The 17380-nt window shown below is 49.4% G+C and carries 12 protein-coding genes; 6 read left to right on the forward strand and 6 right to left on the reverse strand.

The window, feature by feature from the left end:
- Positions 1-11: 11 nt before the first annotated feature.
- Genes ACYVD4_RS01435 through ACYVD4_RS01445 form a run of 3 tightly spaced genes read right to left on the reverse strand, consistent with a single transcriptional unit; the run spans position 12 to position 5091 of the window.
- Positions 12-3380, reverse strand: coding sequence for a TonB-dependent receptor (locus ACYVD4_RS01435; protein WP_460941832.1), 3369 nt, complete (start codon positions 3378-3380; stop codon positions 12-14).
- A gap of 31 nt (positions 3381-3411) precedes the next feature.
- Positions 3412-4425, reverse strand: coding sequence for a FecR family protein (locus ACYVD4_RS01440; protein WP_460941833.1), 1014 nt, complete (start codon positions 4423-4425; stop codon positions 3412-3414).
- A 39-nt stretch (positions 4426-4464) separates the two neighbouring features.
- Positions 4465-5091 (reverse strand): RNA polymerase sigma factor, encoded by a 627-nt coding sequence (locus ACYVD4_RS01445; protein ID WP_460941834.1) that lies wholly within the window; start codon positions 5089-5091, stop codon positions 4465-4467.
- Positions 5092-5343: 252 nt separating this feature from the next.
- Between ACYVD4_RS01445 and ACYVD4_RS01450 the strand changes: the two genes are divergently transcribed.
- Both ACYVD4_RS01450 and ACYVD4_RS01455 read left to right on the forward strand, forming a co-directional pair.
- Positions 5344-5934, forward strand: a complete 591-nt coding sequence (locus ACYVD4_RS01450; RefSeq protein ID WP_460941835.1) for an SHOCT domain-containing protein — start codon at positions 5344-5346, stop codon at positions 5932-5934.
- Positions 5935-6003: 69 nt separating this feature from the next.
- The gene (locus ACYVD4_RS01455) at positions 6004-7227 is read left to right on the forward strand and encodes a DUF6786 family protein (protein ID WP_460941836.1); all 1224 of its coding nucleotides are present in this window, start codon (positions 6004-6006) and stop codon (positions 7225-7227) included.
- Between the two features lie 151 nt (positions 7228-7378).
- On the opposite strand, the gene ACYVD4_RS01460 is transcribed toward ACYVD4_RS01455, so the two are convergent.
- The 3 genes from ACYVD4_RS01460 to ACYVD4_RS01470 form a co-directional block, all read right to left on the reverse strand.
- Positions 7379-8674, reverse strand: coding sequence for a serine hydrolase (locus tag ACYVD4_RS01460; protein WP_460941837.1), 1296 nt, complete (start codon positions 8672-8674; stop codon positions 7379-7381).
- Between the two features lie 75 nt (positions 8675-8749).
- Positions 8750-9133 (reverse strand): DUF3037 domain-containing protein, encoded by a 384-nt coding sequence (locus tag ACYVD4_RS01465; protein WP_460941838.1) that lies wholly within the window; start codon positions 9131-9133, stop codon positions 8750-8752.
- The gene (locus ACYVD4_RS01470) at positions 9111-9908 is read right to left on the reverse strand and encodes a HipA family kinase (RefSeq protein ID WP_460941839.1); all 798 of its coding nucleotides are present in this window, start codon (positions 9906-9908) and stop codon (positions 9111-9113) included. The genes ACYVD4_RS01465 and ACYVD4_RS01470 overlap by 23 nt, the downstream gene beginning before the upstream one ends.
- Before the next feature lie 421 nt (positions 9909-10329).
- Here ACYVD4_RS01470 and ACYVD4_RS01475 point away from each other — a divergent pair, with 421 nt between their 5' ends.
- The 4 genes from ACYVD4_RS01475 to ACYVD4_RS01490 all read left to right on the forward strand — a co-directional run bounded on the left by ACYVD4_RS01475 (position 10330) and on the right by ACYVD4_RS01490 (position 17287).
- Positions 10330-10908, forward strand: coding sequence for an RNA polymerase sigma-70 factor (locus tag ACYVD4_RS01475; protein ID WP_460941840.1), 579 nt, complete (start codon positions 10330-10332; stop codon positions 10906-10908).
- A 143-nt stretch (positions 10909-11051) separates the two neighbouring features.
- Positions 11052-12095: a FecR family protein gene (locus tag ACYVD4_RS01480; protein WP_460941841.1), complete on the forward strand. Its 1044-nt coding sequence runs from the start codon at positions 11052-11054 to the stop codon at positions 12093-12095.
- Positions 12096-12364: 269 nt separating this feature from the next.
- Complete coding sequence (locus tag ACYVD4_RS01485) at positions 12365-15619, forward strand: TonB-dependent receptor (RefSeq protein WP_460941842.1); 3255 nt, start codon at positions 12365-12367, stop codon at positions 15617-15619.
- Positions 15620-15640: 21 nt separating this feature from the next.
- Entirely contained in the window at positions 15641-17287 is a 1647-nt protein-coding gene (locus ACYVD4_RS01490; protein WP_460941843.1) for a RagB/SusD family nutrient uptake outer membrane protein, read from the forward strand.
- Positions 17288-17380 lie beyond the last annotated feature (93 nt).

Below are 17380 nucleotides of genomic sequence, written 5' to 3' on the forward strand. Positions count from 1 at the left end.
GATCGCTCGTCTTAGAAGGAAATGTTTGCACCAATCATATACACGCGGGATAGCGGATATTTCGCTACGTCGAGACCGAAGCTGCTGATGCCCACTTCAGGGTCCATACCCGAATATTTGGTGACGGTAAATAAATTCTGGCCAGTCAGGTAAATCCGGGCGCCTACAACTTTGGTGAAGGTGCGGGGAAGCGTGTAACCGATGGTCAGGCTTTTCAGGCGCAGGTAACTGCCGTCTTCGAGGTAGAAATCCGAGATACGGCCGAAGTTGTTGTTCGGGTCAGAACCGGCCCGCAGACGAGGAATCGTACCGCCAGGATTGGTTGGACTCCAGGCGTTTTTCACTTCTTCGAGCATGTTGTAACCTGGATATGCGCCTGGATTCAGCGCCAGATTCTTCACCGAATTGAAGACTTTGTTTCCGGCTGATCCCTGAAAAAATACGTTCAGGTCGAAGCCGTTGTAAGCCGCATTGCTGTTCAGGCTGAACGTTTTCGTGGGCAGAATGCTACCTAATACAACCCGGTCGTTGTCGTTTATGACGCCATCGCCATTGCTATCCACGAACCGGAAATCACCCGCTTTGGCACTCGCCTGATAACGCGTACCCGTCGAATTGACGTAACCAGCAGCTTGTTCGTCGGTCTGGAAAATGCCGTTTGTCTGATAACCGAAGTAAGCGCCGAACGGCTGGCCGACCATGTGGAAGTTGGAGTTCGGCAGGCTACGTACCGTTGGGCCCGTTGGCTGGAGCGTCTGTCCGGGAGGAAGGGCCGTTACTTCGTTTTTCAGGAACGATACGTTCGCTGTTACGTCGAATTTCACCCCGCCAAAGTTGCGCTGATACGTTAGACCCAATTCAATACCCCGGTTTTCGGTCGATCCGGCGTTGATGGTACGTCCACCCGGTGCACCGGCTACGCCCGGCAACTGCTCCTGAAACAACATGTTGCGGTTCTGTTTCGAGAAAACGTCGATGGTACCGATCAGTTGATTACGTAGCAGACCGAAATCAAGGCCGACGTTCATCTGGGTTGATGTTTCCCAACGTAGGTTCGAGTTCGACAGCGACCGTTCGGCATAGCCAAAATTGATAGCTGGGTCAGAGCCGATCAGCGAGAGCGTTTGCGCCAGCGGGATACTATAGGCATAGTCGCCCAGACCGGCCAGGTTTCCGATACGTCCCCAGCTAGCACGCAGTTTCAGGTTGGTGAGCCAGTTTACGTTTTTCAGGAAAGCTTCGTCGCCAATCTGCCAACCCGCCGAAATCGACGGATACCACTCCCAACGGTTGGCGCTCAACAGCTTCGACGTACCATCGCGCCGGATGATGGCCGACAGTAGGTATTTATCATTGTAGCTGTAGTTGACCCGTCCGACAAACGATTCCAGACCACGCTCAATGATCGACGTGTTGCCAGCGTCGTAAAAAATCTGTTTGGCGTTTGTCAGATACCGTTGCGATGCATCTTCGTTATCGAAGCCCGTGCCACGAACCCCAAATGATTCGATTTTGGTCTTCTGGAACGTATAGCCCAACAACGCGTCGAAATTGTGCTTGCTGCCGAATGAGCGTTTGTAATTAAGCGTCTGTTCGTTCAGCAAATCGTTCGATTCGTAGCTGCTTTGGTATAACTCGTTGAAATCGAATATTTTACCCGGTTCGGTGATGCGGACGTTGAACTGTTTTTTATTGTTCTTGATCTGCGTAATACCCCAGTTACTGCGGAAGGTCAGCCCATCAATAATTTGCCATTCCAGATACGGATTCACGAACAGGTTACTGACCGGATTCCGGTTGTCGAGCCGTTTCAGATACGCAACCGGGTTGATCAAATCGCCGTATGAACCAGCGAAATCCGCCGGAACACCGCCGAATCGACCTGAGCCGTCTTCCCGATAAATCGTTGCGTTCGGTGGGTAGAAAATAGCCGTCAGAATCGCTCCGGTATATGCGCTGGACGTATTACCAGTTTGGCCATTATTGACGTTGTACGACAGGTTTTCGCCGATTTTTATCCGTTTGGTGAGCTGGTGCGACGAGTTCAAACGTAGCGTGTACCGATCTGAATACGTATTGAGCATAATCCCGCCATTCTTACGGTAACCACCCGAGAGGAAGAACGTCGATTTTTCGTTACCGCCACTCACCGACGCATCGATGTTATAGATGTTTCCGGTCTGGAAAATCTCGTCCATCCAGTTGGTTTTCGTCGTCCGGGCGATGGGGTTTCTGGCCGGATCAAAAGCGGCAATACGCGGTAAATTGGCGTTGTCCGTAGCCGTGTTCATGGCATCGGCAAAGCTGGCCGCATCGAGTGCTTTGAGCGTTTTCGCCACTTGCTGAACGCCCTGCTGATAGTTGACATTCACCCGCATCTGGCCGCTCGAACCTTTCTTCGTCGTAACCAGAATTACCCCCGCCGAAGCGCGGGCACCGTAAATAGCCGCCGACGCATCTTTCAGTACGCTAATCGACTGGATGTCGTTCGGATTGATCGAACTCAGCGTTCCCGGATAAATAACGCCATCGACAACCAGCAGTGGACTTTCGTCGTTGAGTGAGCCAATACCGCGAATTTTGATGGTTGGGTTAGCCGTTGGATCACCGCCTTCATTTACGACGGTAACACCCGGCAACGTACCCTGCAAGACTTCGGCGGCTGTGTTGTAGTTACGGCTTCCGATTTCTTTGGTGGGCACTGTCGCCACCGCGCCCAATACGTCGCGTTTTTGCTGAGAACCATACCCAACTACAACCATTTCGTTGAGTTGTTTGGCCGACTGGGTCAGTGTAATCGCCAACTGTGAACGACCACCAACTTTTACTTCAACCGATTCGTAACCGATATACGAAACAACTAACGTAGCGTTTTCGTCGGGAACGCTGATCGAGAACTTGCCTTCGGCATTGGTTACGCTGCCTACGTTCTGGCCTTTCACAACAATACTGGCTCCGGGTAGAACCTCGCCCGTTTGCTGGTCGGCAACGGTACCCGTAACTGTAATCTGGTTTTGAACCGATGCGCTGGTTTGCGATACGGGCGCTTTGCGGAGAACGATGTGATTGTTTACCAGTTCGTAACTGATGCCGTAGGGACGTAGCAGATCGGTTAGAACGGTACTCAATTTCTGTTTACTGGCACTGACCGTAACGATCTGGTTCAGCGGCAGCGATGGGCCATACACAAACTGTTTGCTGGTTTGTGTTTCAATCTGTTGAAGAGCCTGACGTAGCGTTACGTTGGTAAGTTGAACCGTAACAACCTGGTCGGGTTTGGTTGGTCCAGCCTGAGCCGCATTGGGCCACTGAGCCATCAGAAAGCCTGCCAGAAGCAGACGTTGCCCAACCTGACGGGGCGAAAGATACAGTTTGTTCATAAAAGAACTGTGGGTGAGTGAAGTGAAAGAACTAGCAACCTTTTCCGGTAATAATGATGGTTGACCCTCGCTGCTGATACGTAGCGTTGAGGTACGAACAGAGTACGGTTAGTACGTCTGGCAGTGACGGCTTTTCAAAACGGGTTGTAATCTGGCAGTGTCTCAGTTTTTCCTGAGGAACCTGAATCTGAACGGCAAACCGGCGATTCAGTAAGCGGACGGTTTCGGCAATCGTAAGGTTTTCGAGAATAAGCTGGTCGGTTGTCCAGGCCCGATAATCATTGACATTGGCAATTGTTTGTTGATGAAGTGTATGTGTTTGGCGGTCGAAATGACTTTTTTGATTGGGTACTAAATTGACCGAATCGCGCTGGGCGTCCGATACCCGAACCTTGCCGGACAGAACCGCAACTTCTATATCGGGATCGTCGGCATAAGCGCGGACGTTGAATTGGGTCCCTAAAACACGGGTAGAAATGGTGCCGCTACGTACAATGAACGGATGCTGCTTGTCGTGCGCTACGTCGAAATACGCTTCGCCTTCCAGCTCTACGATACGTTGATCAGTGTTGCCGAACGTAGTGGCGTACCGTAGCCGACTCTGCGCATTCAGCCAAACCTGCGTTCCGTCGGGCAGTTTCACCTGCACTTTCTGACCAGCAGGAGCCACGATTTGCCGGAACGCTACGTGTTCGGATGGCTTGCGGGACGTTTGCCAGAACCAGAATAGACCCAGACCCGCCAACGTAGCAGCGGCCGCATAACTCCAGTAACGACGTAACGGAATGACTTTGGGCGATTGACTTTGTTCAGAATCGACGGTTCGTTGCAGACGGTCCCAAACTCGATTTTGTAAGGCTTTTTCTGATTCGGTTTCAGCCGGTAAATCAGCCGCTTCGGGCATCGTAGTGTCGTCGATCAATTCCTGCATCAGTGCCAAACCGTCGGGCGTGGCCAGCAAGGTTTCGGCCTGCTCCCGTTCGGTGGCTGAGCATTGATCGGCAACGTAGCGCCGGAGTAATTCTTTGTCGTGTGAATCGGCCAATTGTAGGACTGTTTGCCTACATTACAGTTGCCGAAAAAATTAGGGTAGTTCGGTCAGAAAAAATTTTAGCAACGTAGCACCAACCGGAATGCCAATGAGCGTCAAATCAGCGTAGCGACGAAGAAAATGGGTTAAAAACCGACGCGCATGAACCATGTGATCTTTAACCGCATCGCGAGAAATGCCAAGTTGCTTGCCCACTTCGTCGTAACTCTTACCTTCACCCGAACAGAGCTGATAAACTTCCTGACGGCGGGGCGGGAGCTGCCCAATGGCATTATGGGCTAGTTGTTCGTATTCGGTAGTTATGTATTGATCCTCAACCGTGTTACTGTGCACATTGGTACGCCGTCCCCACTCCTGATTGAGTTTGTTCGCCGTTGCTTTCTGCTTGATTTGGTTGAGAACCAGATTTCGGGCCAGCGTGTGCAGATAACCGCCAACACCAATGCCTGGGTCAAGTTGTTCGCGATTTTGCCAGACTTTTAGAAAGACGTCGTGCAGGATTTCTTCGGCTTCGTCGTCGGATTTGAGGAATTTCTGGATGAAGAAAAGAACGGGGCGTTTGTAGCCACTGTACAGTTTCTCAAACGCATCAGCCCTGCCTTGCTGTAGGCATTTTAGTAGGTCGGCTTCCTGCGTTTTGCTGAATGGTTCTGTGTACACGTGAGGGAACTGGTGGTCCGTTTTCCTGCGCAAAAGTAGTTAGTGAGGCTCGGGCGGGGCACCCAGAAACGCATTCTTAATAGTTTAATAATGTAGGGTGGAGAATGATAGTATTGCTATTCTTTTGTTGATAGACGCATTTTTATAAAGTTATAATCAGGTCTTATTTATCTTTAGGGTACACAGATGTACATGTTTCTACGCATCCATGTATAGCCCATAAAAATTCCTTTTTTAAACAATTTCAATCAAATGACAAGACAATTTACCTCAGTAATAGCAGCCGTTCTTTTGGTGTTTGTTGCTGAAAAAAGCATCGCTCAGAGCGGCCCGATAACCGCCGATGAAGCGCGGGAAGCACGACTCGATTCCGACAGATTTAAAAATGGCTATAAAACGTCGGTTCCGGGCTGGACGATCAAAATCGGGGATACGCTCTATTTCGGGAAAGCCTCAATGCCAACAAAGCAGTTTGGGTTTATTTATGAAACGCCAAGCACGTACGTAAACGGTCGACTGGTGTATCGCTACATGCCATCTGATTATGCGGGTAAACGCGGTATTGTTAAAGATTTAATCCAGAATGGCACCAAGCGGCAAGGGTTTAAAATGTGTGCGGAGATAGGCGTGGGGTTGTTGGTTCGCTATTATGCGGAAATAGACAACGCTGTTGAGGCTGGCGAAATGTTGCCTCCTCCTCGTCTGCGAACAGCGGCAACAACGGTTCAGGCAACTACCGGCAGCGTGGCCGATGAATTACTAAAACTGAAACAGCTAATGGATGCCGGTGCACTAACCAAAGAAGAATACGAAGCCCAGAAGAAGAAATTGTTAAACAAGTAAGTATAAGGGAGGCTAGCCTCCCTTAAAATTTTAACTACACTAAACCACTGATACATCAACACGTCTGGCATGAAAACAACAATCTGGTTACTCTCCATTTGTATGCTGTTGGACGCTTGCTCAGGTGGTAATAAAACTGATAAAAACAGCATGGCAACAACAGCTAAAGGAACATTCGGCTATGACCTTGATTTTCTAAAAAAACATGACAGCGACGTAGCGGTGTTGTCGAGCGACGACAGTACGTCGCAGGTGATTGTTTCGGCCAAATATCAGGGTAAAGTCTTTACGTCGACGGCCGATGGTTCAGAAGGACGCAGCTTCGGTTGGGTACATTACAAAGCCTTCGAGGGTAAACCCGACGCACATATGAACGCTTACGGTGGCGAAAATCGGTTGTGGCTAGGTCCAGAAGGTGCCCAGTTTTCGCTGTTTTTCAAGCCAGGAGCCAAAATGGAGTTTGAGCAATGGCACACGCCCTCGGCTTTCGATACAGAACCTTGGCGGGTGCTGTCGAAAACGGCGCAAACGGTGGTGATGGAGAAGGAAATGGGGCTGGTGAATTATGCTGGCACTACGTTGAAACTCAAAATTGACCGAAGCGTTACGTTATTGAACCGTGAAGAAGCGGCTAGCCAGCTCAATACGTTATTGCCAGAAGGTGTCAGACTGGTTGGTTATCAGACCGATAATAGCATCACAAATACCGGTGCGCTGGATTGGACACCGAAAACCGGCGCTCCCTGTATCTGGATGCTCGACATGTTTGTGCCCTCGCCCGGCGTTACCATCGTTATTCCGTACGACGAAAAAGCATCGGGTAAAGTGGCTACGACCGATTATTTCGGGCAAATTCCTGCTGATCGCGTTACGTATAAAAATGGTGTATTATACTTCAAAGCCGATGGCAAAAGTCGTGGCAAACTGGGCATTCCACCCGAGCGTACCAAACCCATGGCTGGTAGCTACGATGCCGAAAATAACGTACTGACGCTCACGTTGTTCGACGTAGATAAAAACGCTACGTATCTAAATCAGGAATGGAAGCTCGTACCCGATCCGCTGAAAGGCGATGCGGTAAACGCCTATAATGACGGCCCGTTGACCGATGGTAGTCAGATGGGACCGTTCTATGAAATTGAAAGCGTATCGCCCGCAGCTTTCCTGAAATCAGGCGAAAAACTGACACACAAACACGCCGTTTTTCACATCACAGGCGAAAAAGCGCAACTGAACGCCATCGCTCAAAAAACACTGGGTGTTTCGCTGGAAACAGTTGAAAAAGCGTTGTAGAGTTTTACCACCCCCTGCCCAGCGTGGGCCCGGCCCCTCCTAAAACAGGAGGGGGTTCTTTAAAAGGGTCACTGCTGCACATTCCCCTCCTGTTTTAGGAGGGCCGAGCCAGCGTTCTGGCTAGGGGTGGTAAAATCAATGCTCCTACAAGCTAATTATCAACATCCTTCACAGTCGGTCGGCTGTCGTTACGTCGTTTTTCGTAGTCTATTTTGAAGGTACTTAAATCAGGTTTGATCTTGCGTGAACGCTTCCGTTCGTATTGATAAATGGTCTGCCCCAACTGATACAGAAAGGGGTGCCCTACACTATCGTATTCGTATTTATCGTCGTTCAGAATCCTGTCGTTGTTTACGTATAACGTAGCAGAAAGCATAAACTCAACTTTGTTTTTGAAATCTACTACGTACGACGCATCGGTCAGAAAACCGTATGCCCAGCCGACTTTGTTGAATACCCGAACACCATCTGGTATTTGATGATGTAGGCTGTCCATGAAGAAGAATTTGACGTAGCTGTCGTAATACTGTTTGGCGTCATACTTTGGGTAATTGGTATCGCCCGGATATTGCGAAAGGTACTGACACAGAAACCGATAATCATCCGAAGTAAGGTCGAAACGCTGCTTTGTCGGCACTGAAGCCGGGAACATAACCGAACGTAGCAACTGATGCAGCGTTTCTAGCGGCAATTTGTTACGTTCGGTAAAATCGAACGGCTGATGCACCAGACTATCTCGTGAGTAATAACTGTTGCCCAGCTTGGCGGTACGTCGAAAATCGAACGGAATCTGATTAAAGGCAGCGGGTTGCGCGTAAATCAACTGGCCGCTCGTATCCAAAAACCGGACGGGGTTTGTATGACGGTTTTCGTCGGCGTTCATGCGTACAAACCGGTGGGTGATGCGCGTATCCAGATAACCTCTGGCGTGTAATTCCTGATTGATCTCGCCCTGCCCCACAAATTCATACATCCGGCTGTATGGGTCATTTTCGCTTACGAGAAACGCTTTTCGAATAAAATGAGCCAGCGAAGGATAACCACTTTCTGCGGTTGGATCAGTCCAGTGTTTAGTCTGACCGCTATACGCACTGTCGATCTGAATGGTTGTAAACTTTGTCAGTTTCGGATTTTTGAGCCGATTCAGTTTTTCCAGCGACAACAACGCCAACGGCAGTTTAACCGTCGACGCTGGATTGAAGTATTCGGTGCTATCGACCCGAAAATAGTAGTTCGTAAAGGAGGGCGTATTGTTTTTATTCCGATCAATTTTCGTGTAAATGATTTGCAGTCGATGCGTGTCGCCTTTTTTCAGAACTTGCTGAAAAACAGGACTCTGATTCTTCGCGAAAAGATTTACCAGAAACGCATCTGTCCGCGACTGACTAAAGCTAACAGTTGTTTGAAGGCAAAGAAAACCAATGAGTGATTTGGTAACTAGTTGCATACGGGTAGCTGGCGGTCTAACGTATCAGTAGCTAGAATTTAATGTCAAAATCAGTCAATACGTAGTGCTTCAAGATCACAGAACCAGTTGAGCAAACAGACTTTCCAACGTAGCGGTTGCATCGACACAAAGACCGGGATGCACTGGCGATGGCTGTACAACGGTGCTACGTGTTGAGGTAAGCCAGCGAAATCGTTCGGCTATGGAGAGTTTTCCGATGGGGCCGCCTTCCTTTTTTCCTGCGCAGATTCGCTCGAAGGCACTCAGCCTTGCCTGTAATTCGGCAATGTCCAGTTTGGCCGAAAAAGCCTGTAAACGATCTTCGTTCAGTACCCAGCGGGTTTGCAAAAATCCCTGCGAACGGCAATACATAATAACGCCAACATTCAGAAATTCCTGCCGTTCGACGCTGGGCACGACCCGGATAACGGCGTACTCAAACAAGTGCTTCTCTGGCATGTTTCGCTTCGTTGACAAAAATTTCGGATGAGGCCAATCGCTCAATTAAAAACTGGCTATACACAGCCCGCTGTTCGTCTGCCGATTCGGAAGAACCGTTATTCTGAAGCCAGTTGTCGGGCACCAGCGATACAATTCCCTGAATACGTTCGGGTGTCAGTAATTGCCGAAATTCGGTATTGACGGTTTCGAGTTCGGTGGCTTTCGGGAGCAATACGTGGTCTTTGATCTGTGCAAATGGCCGCCGACTTTGTTCGGGCCAGGTTGGTCCCGTATGATGCACATAAAGCGATGCGCCGTGGTCGATGAGCCACAACTCCTTATGCCACATAATCATATTCGTGTTACGTGCCGTGCGGTCGACGTTCATCACAAACGCATCGAGCCACACAATCTGAGAAGCAAGCCGGGCCGGAATTTCGTTCAGAATCGGATCGAACGTAATGGCTCCGGACAGGTAGTGCAACCCAAGATTTAGCCCTTCGCTGGCACGTAGTAAATCCTGAATTTCCTCATCAGGTTCGGTACGTCCAAACGCTTCATCCAGATTAACAAACACGATTTCGGGCATCCGCAGACCGAGCGTACGGGCTATTTCTCCCGCAATCAGTTCAGCGATCAGAACTTTGGTGCCCTGTCCCGCTCCCCGAAATTTCAATACGTACAAAAAATCATCGTCGGCTTCGACAATGGCAGGTAGCGAACCGCCTTCACGCAAAGGCGTTACGTACCGCACTACGTTAACGGTTCGAAGTTCGGGTTGACGATCATTCACGAGTTACTACGTCAGATTAAAAGATTACTGCCCAAAATAGGGCTGACAGCAAAAGTAGGTTTAGAATGCTGAATAAGACAAATCGTCGGCAAATGCAGTACGAAATTTTGCAATATCAGCTAAACCGGAAATTAATAAAGTACAAATTTTGCACGATTGAATAGATGATGGTTTACTAGGTATAAAATGGAGAACGAGAATTGGTATGCGCGTGGAAATACCTAAAAAAACCAATAATGTTTTGATTTTTTACGGATGGCAACGTTCCCGGCAACGATTGCATAGAAAATAGCCAACTTTTACTTGGTAAATTTAACTAATCTGTAGAATTTACTAGACAATTATTTCTGGCGAGAATCCTTAACTGCAAAGCACGCTCTAGGAATAATTCAAAAATAAGTAGCCGGAAGCCCATATACTTATGAACCTAAAATCGCTACCTGACGAAATATTGCTTATCCAACTTCGCACGGGGGATGAAGCCGCTTTCCGGGAAATCTATCTGCGATACTGGAAAAAGTTATATGCTGTAGCCCGCCGGAAAGTGGAGTCGCAGGACGCGGTCGAAGAGTTATTACAGGATATTTTTTTGAAGCTGTGGGAGCGTCGTGGCGAACTGCGCATAGAACGGCTCGACGCGTATTTGTTTACGGCGGTTCGGTATGCGGCCATTAATCATATCAAATCGACCATGATTCAAGAGAAATATGCCGAATATGCATATGCCCACATGCCCGAAGCGTCGTCGGCCACTGAAGAGCAGATGGAGTTGGACGAATTGATGACAGTTGTTGAAAAACAGCTAAATGACCTTCCCGAAAAAACACGCGAAATTTTTAAACTGAACAGACTGGAGTATCAATCCGTCAAGCAGATATCGTCGCATCTCAACGTCCCCGAACGTACCGTTGAATACCATCTCAGTCAAGCCATCAAAACGTTACGTACTTACCTGCGCGGCTATCTTTTGCCTAGCCTTCTTTTACTTTTTTATTTATAGTCGAATAGACTACTATAGGATTATTTGACTATAATTTGAAATAATAAGCCCTTTTGTTTGTAATTTTCTTCGAATTAATAAAAGTATTTGCGGTTAACCCCCCGCTTCTCTGACTTATGTGATGAAAACCATTCATCAGGGCAATGAGCCGAAAGTCATTCAGAGAACTCCTGCAAAAATACCTTCGTGGAGAATGCACGCCCGACGAAAAGGCGTTTGTTGAGCATTGGTATGGCCTGCTCGAAACCGAAACCGGCGAGTCAGGACAGGATCTCAATATGGACGAGTTGGAAGCCCGGCTCTGGAATCAGATTCAGGACAAAATGGAGACGGGTGAGCAGGACGATTCGGCACGTATCATTCCGCTACGTACCATTCGCTTCCGCTGGATTGGCATTGCTGCTTCGCTGCTGCTGGTTGGCTGGTGGTATTTTTCGCAACGCCCTGTTGCTACGTTGCCTCTGCTGAGTAAATCGCAACCGACTACGTTTCGTCAGGCCGACTGGATTGAAAAAACAAACGAATCAACACAATCGGTAGCCGTCCGGCTGGAAGATGGAAGCACTGTCAAACTGGCCGCGCATAGTTCGCTTCGTTATCCGAAGCATTTTGACGCCGACAAACGTACCGTTTACCTGACTGGCGATGCCTTTTTCGACGTAGCACGAATGCCTTCCCGACCGTTCTACGTATACGCTGGTAACGTAGTGACCAAAGTGCTTGGAACCAGCTTTTACGTTCGTAATCAACAACATGCAAAGCAGGTTCGGGTCGAGGTGGTAACGGGTCGGGTGGCTGTGTATGAGGAGGCTACGCAGAAACAGCCAACGACTAACGGGGTTGTATTAAGCCCAAATCAGGCCGCTACGTTCTTCGAAGAACAGCAGCATTTCGTAACCGGTCTGGTCGAAGCACCGCAGCTTATTAAAACACCGGAAGACGCAAAAAAGTCCGTCTCGTTCCAGTTCGATGATACGCCGTTGGCCGACGTATTGACCCGACTCGAACAGGCTTACGGAATCAATATCGAAGTAGAAAACGAGAGCCAGAATAATTGCCCGCTCACGGCCGACCTCACCAATCAGCCGCTTTATACACAACTCGACATCATTTGTGCCGCCTTAAAATCGACTTACGAAGTACAGGGAACCACCATTCTGGTCTCTGGAAAAGGATGTGGCGACTAACTCGTTCATCACCTGACTATTTTAACCAAGCCAACCTATGACCTAAGCTCTCCATCCTCCCAACATGTTAGTAAAAAGACGCTGGCCGTGCTTCCAACACAAACCAGCGCCAAGTGATCCCACTTCGGATAGACTGCGAATCTTGCCCCGAACGAAGGAATGATTTTGTCAAATGTCCATTTAACAAAAACCCTTAAAAGTATGAAAAAAAGCGAACCTGTACGTATAGGTAGCTCGCCAGTCGGCAGGTTAAAACCCTTCTATGGCTTATGAAAATTTCGGCAATTCAACTATTCCTGATTATCGCTTGTGCGAGCTTGACGATGGCTTTCGACGGCCTCGGACAGGAACTGATGAGTCGACCTGTTACGCTTAAAGTCGATGGACAGCGGTTACGTACCGTATTGAGCCAGATTGAGCAGCAGACGGCCGCCCGGTTTGTTTATAGCTCGAAAGCCATAAATGTCGAACGGCCCGTAACGATTAATTTATCTGAAAAACGCCTGAACGAAGCGTTGGAAGAACTGCTGAAACCAATGAAGCTATCGTATCGGCTGGTTGGCGGTCAGATCATTCTCGAAACGTATGCTGAACCTCGTACCCAAGTCGGTAACGCAACTGGCGAAGCCGCTGATCGTGTTGTATCAGGAACGGTTAAGGATGAGAAAAACGCGGGTCTGCCCGGCGTAAGCGTGGTGGTGAAAGGCACAACACGTGGTTCGACAACGGATGCGAATGGTCAGTACAAAATTTCGGTGCCGGAGGGAAACGGCACTACGTTGACCTTTTCGTTTGTTGGCTATCAGAGTCAGGACGTAGCGGTTGGTAATCAGGCGGCTATCAACGTAACGCTGGCGCCTGATGTAAGCGCGCTGGATGAAGTTGTGGTGATTGGCTACGGTGCCGTTCGGAAAAAAGACCTGACGGGTTCGGTAGTTCAGCTCAAAAGCGAGCAACTCAAAGAAGTACCAACAGCCAACGTACTGGAAGCCGCTCAGGGTAAAATTGCTGGTGCTGATATTACCCGTAGTAGTGGTCAGGCTGGTGCCGGTGTCAACATCCGTATTCGCGGAAACCGCTCGATTGGCGGAAACAACGCCCCCCTGATTATTGTCGACGGAATCCAGTATAACAACCTCGAAGATATCAACGCCAACGACATCGAAACGATGGACGTACTGAAAGATGCGTCGTCGATTGCCATTTACGGATCGCGCGGTGCCAACGGCGTTATTCTGATTACTACCAAAAAAGGAAAGTCGGGCAAACCCGATATTTCGTTCAATGCCTATACGGGCGTTTCGCAGGTAACCATGTATCCAAAAGCGATGGATATCAATGGGTTTCGTGACCTGAAACGCGAAGCATGGCGTGCCGCTGGTGCCTGGAAAAGCCCCGCTGATGACGCATCTATTTTCACGAACGTAGCGGAATATGACGCGCTACAGAAAGGTACCTGGACGGATTATCAGAACGAACTGATTCACAACGGTCTGCAACAGAATTATCAGATTGGTATTCGGGCGGGTTCAGACCGGCTGAAATCCTACGTATCGGTCGATTATTTTAACGAGAAAGGCATTCTCAAATTAGATGAAATAAAGCGGTACACGGGTCGTCTGAACGTTGATTATACCATCAACGACTGGATGAAAGTTGGTTTGCAAAGCCAGCTTACGTATTACAACCAAAGCGTTCGTCGCGACCCGCTGAACCAGGCCAACAAAATCAGTCCGCTGGGCTCATTGTACGATGCCAACGGTAATTTCAACTTTATCATGCTCGACGGTCAGACGGCCAACCCGTTGTCGGATGAGCAGCCGAACGTATTCAACAACGGTATCCTGACAACCCGCATCTTAACAAACGGTTATCTCGAACTGACGCCGTTAAAAGGCTTGTCGATACGTAGCACGGTGGGCGTTAACCTGGCTTCGATCCGTAACGGTTCATACGCATCGCCCAAATCCATCGACCGTTCATTGACGGGTAAATCGCTGGCTAGCTACAACGCGAGCAACAGCACCAGCCTCAACTGGGAGAACGTAGTAACGTATCAGCGGAGCTTTGGTCAGCACGCCATGACCTTCACCGGAATCGCCAGCTACATCGGCAATAAGTCTGACAACGTAACGGCGTCGGGGGTAAATCAACTACTGCCTTCGCAGTTGTTTTACTCGCTGGGTAGCACAACCGAGGAAATTAAAATCAACTCGGCTTATTCGCAGAATGACTTGATTTCGTTTGCGGCTCGCCTGAACTACACCTTCCGTGACCGCTATCTGCTCACGCTGACGGCTCGTGAAGATGGTTCCTCGAAACTGGCACCGGGTAACAAATGGACATTCTTCCCATCGGCGGCCTTCGCGTGGCGAATTATCGAAGAAGGATTTATGCAGGGCGTAAAAGGACTGAGCGACCTGAAAGTACGGGCGAGTTACGGTATTGCCGGAAATGACCCATCGGGGCCATACGCAACGCAAACCACGCTGACCCGGCTGGCGTTTGGCTACGACGAAGTTCCTTATCCGGCTTACACCTTCTCCCGTAACGTAGGGAATGCGCTGCTGGGCTGGGAATTATCGAGCACAACAAACCTCGGTCTGGACTTTGGCTTGTTCAACGGGCGACTCAATACGTCGATTGACTACTACGATACCCGCACGATGGACTTGCTGCTGGATCGTGGTTTACCGCCAACAACGGGCGTAACGACGGTGAAACAGAACATCGGGAAAACCCGCAACCGGGGCTTTGAAGTTACACTCGGAAGCACTAACATCCGCACCTCAAACCTGACCTGGAGCAGCAACGTAACGTTCACCCGCAACAAAGAAGAAATTACGGAACTGGTTACGGGCGGCAACGACATCGGTAACGGCTGGTTCCTCGGTCAACCCATCAACGTTTTCTACGATTACGAGAAACAGGGTATCTGGCAAACCTCCGAAGCTGAAGCCGCCAAGGCAATTTCGCCAACGCAATTACCGGGCGAAATCAAAGTGAAAGATCAGAATGGCGACGGTAAAATTGATGCTGTAAACGACCGGATTATTCTCGGAAATCCTCGCCCAAAATGGAGTGGAGGTTTCGATAATACCATCAAATTCAAAGGATTTGATCTGAACGTATTTCTGTACGCTCGTGTCGGTCAGATGATTAACTCTGATCGTTCGGCCCGTTTCGATTCGCAGGGTGTGGGCAACAGCACCGCCGGTCTTGACTACTGGACGCCCGAAAATCCGACGAATGCGTATCCTCGCCCGAACAAAAACGGCGGTCTGAAATACCTATCTACGCTTGGCTACGTTGATGGTACGTTTGCGCGGGTTCGGAACATTACGCTGGCATATAACGTACCGGCTAACTTCCTGAAATCGAAAGTGCTGCGTGGTGTTCGGCTCTACGTAACGGGTAAAAACCTGTTCACCTTCACCAAACTGGAATACGATCCAGAGCGGGGTGGATCAGAAAACTTCCCGATGACCAAGCTGTACGTATTTGGCCTGAACGTCAATCTATAACCCTAAATTCTGTAGTAAGAAATGAAATCATATTTTGTCAAAAAAACGGGGTTATTGGCACTGGTTTTTCTGTCGCTTACGTCGTGTAAAGACGTACTGGAAGAATACAATCCCAGTGGCTTAACTGCCGAAACGGTTTATACAACCCCCGAAGGTTTCGAAACGCTGGTGAATGCCGCCTATACGTATCAGCGGTGGTGGTACGGCAAAGAGGAAGCCTATAACATAGCCGAAACCGGCACCGACATCTGGACAAGTGGCGCTGGTGAAGTGTACCGCGACCTGACCATGTACCTGAACTTACAGGGAGCGAATGGCGCATTGTCGAGCGAGTGGCGGGAGTTTTACGCGGCCATCAACTTGTGTAATGGCGGTATCGCCCGAATCGATAAAGCGGGCCTTTCGGCTGCGCTACGTCCGGTTCGGGAAGGTGAACTTCGGTTTCTGCGGGCGTTTTATTACTGGCATATCGTTGAAACCTGGGGTGGTGTTCATTTCACGACGCAGGAAACAAACGGTATCGTTTCGACCGCTAATCGTACGCCCGTCGAAACGTTTTATAACCAGATTTTCGAAGATCTGAAGTATGCCGTGGCCAATCTGCCCGTTACGCAACCGCAATACGGAAAGGTGACAAAAGGGGCGGCACAGGCGTTTCTGGCGCGTATGTACCTGACGCGGGGCATGAACAAGGAAGCGCTCGACATGGCGCAGGCCGTGATTGCCAGCAACACCTATAAGCTGGAAACCAACTACGCCGACCTCTGGAAAATGAGTAATCTGAAAACGAAAGAGGCTATCTACGTTGTGGATTATTCCGTAAATCTGGCGGTTAACGATCTTGCGAACTCAACCTTCAATCCATACGGTCATAGCCGGGGTAGTAACAACGGTCACCTGTTGTTTCTGATGAAATACGACGACCGGCCCGGTATGGCGCGCGACATTGTGAATGGTCGCCCCTTCAATCGCTACATGCCGACCCGGTTTTTGCTTGATCTCTACAGCAATGATGACGCTCGATATGAAGGTTCGTTTATGGAAGTCTGGCTGGCGAATGCTACGTCGCGCCCGGCGGGTATGAACATCGGCGACACGGCTGTGTATTGCACCCGAAAGGAAATTCCTGATGCGTTTGAAGCGACTCGTAAGTACCAGACGTTCGACCGCAGCAAGATTTATAATGCCAACGGAACCGTAAAAGACAACCTGCGTTACCCAACCCTATCGAAGTTTATGGACCCCACGCGGGCGAACCTGAACGAAGCGCAAAGTGCGCGTGATGTGTTTGTGATACGTCTGGCCGAAGTGTATCTGATTGCGGCTGAGGCACAAATGAAATTAGGAAGTCTACAAGCGGCTGCCGATTACATCAACGTACTACGTACACGTGCCGCCAAACCCGGTAAAACGGCTGCCATGCAGATCACGCCAGCACAAGTAACGCTCGACTTCATTCTGGACGAACGCGCCCGCGAACTGGCTGGTGAACAAATTCGCTGGTTCGATCTGAAACGTACCGGCAAACTCATCGAACGTATCAAAGCTTATGCACCTGATAACGCCGTGAATTTGCAGGATTTCCACGTGCTACGTCCGATTCCACAAACCCAGTTGGATGCGGTTACGAATAAGACTGAATTTGCTCAGAATCAAGGCTATCAATAGGAAAAATACCCCACGGCAGCGGCCGACCGTCCTAAATCCCTCCCCTTGAAATAAGGAGAGGGACTTTCACTACATGTGATGTAAAGCCCCTCC

It is taken from the genome of Spirosoma daeguense (assembly GCF_054776875.1).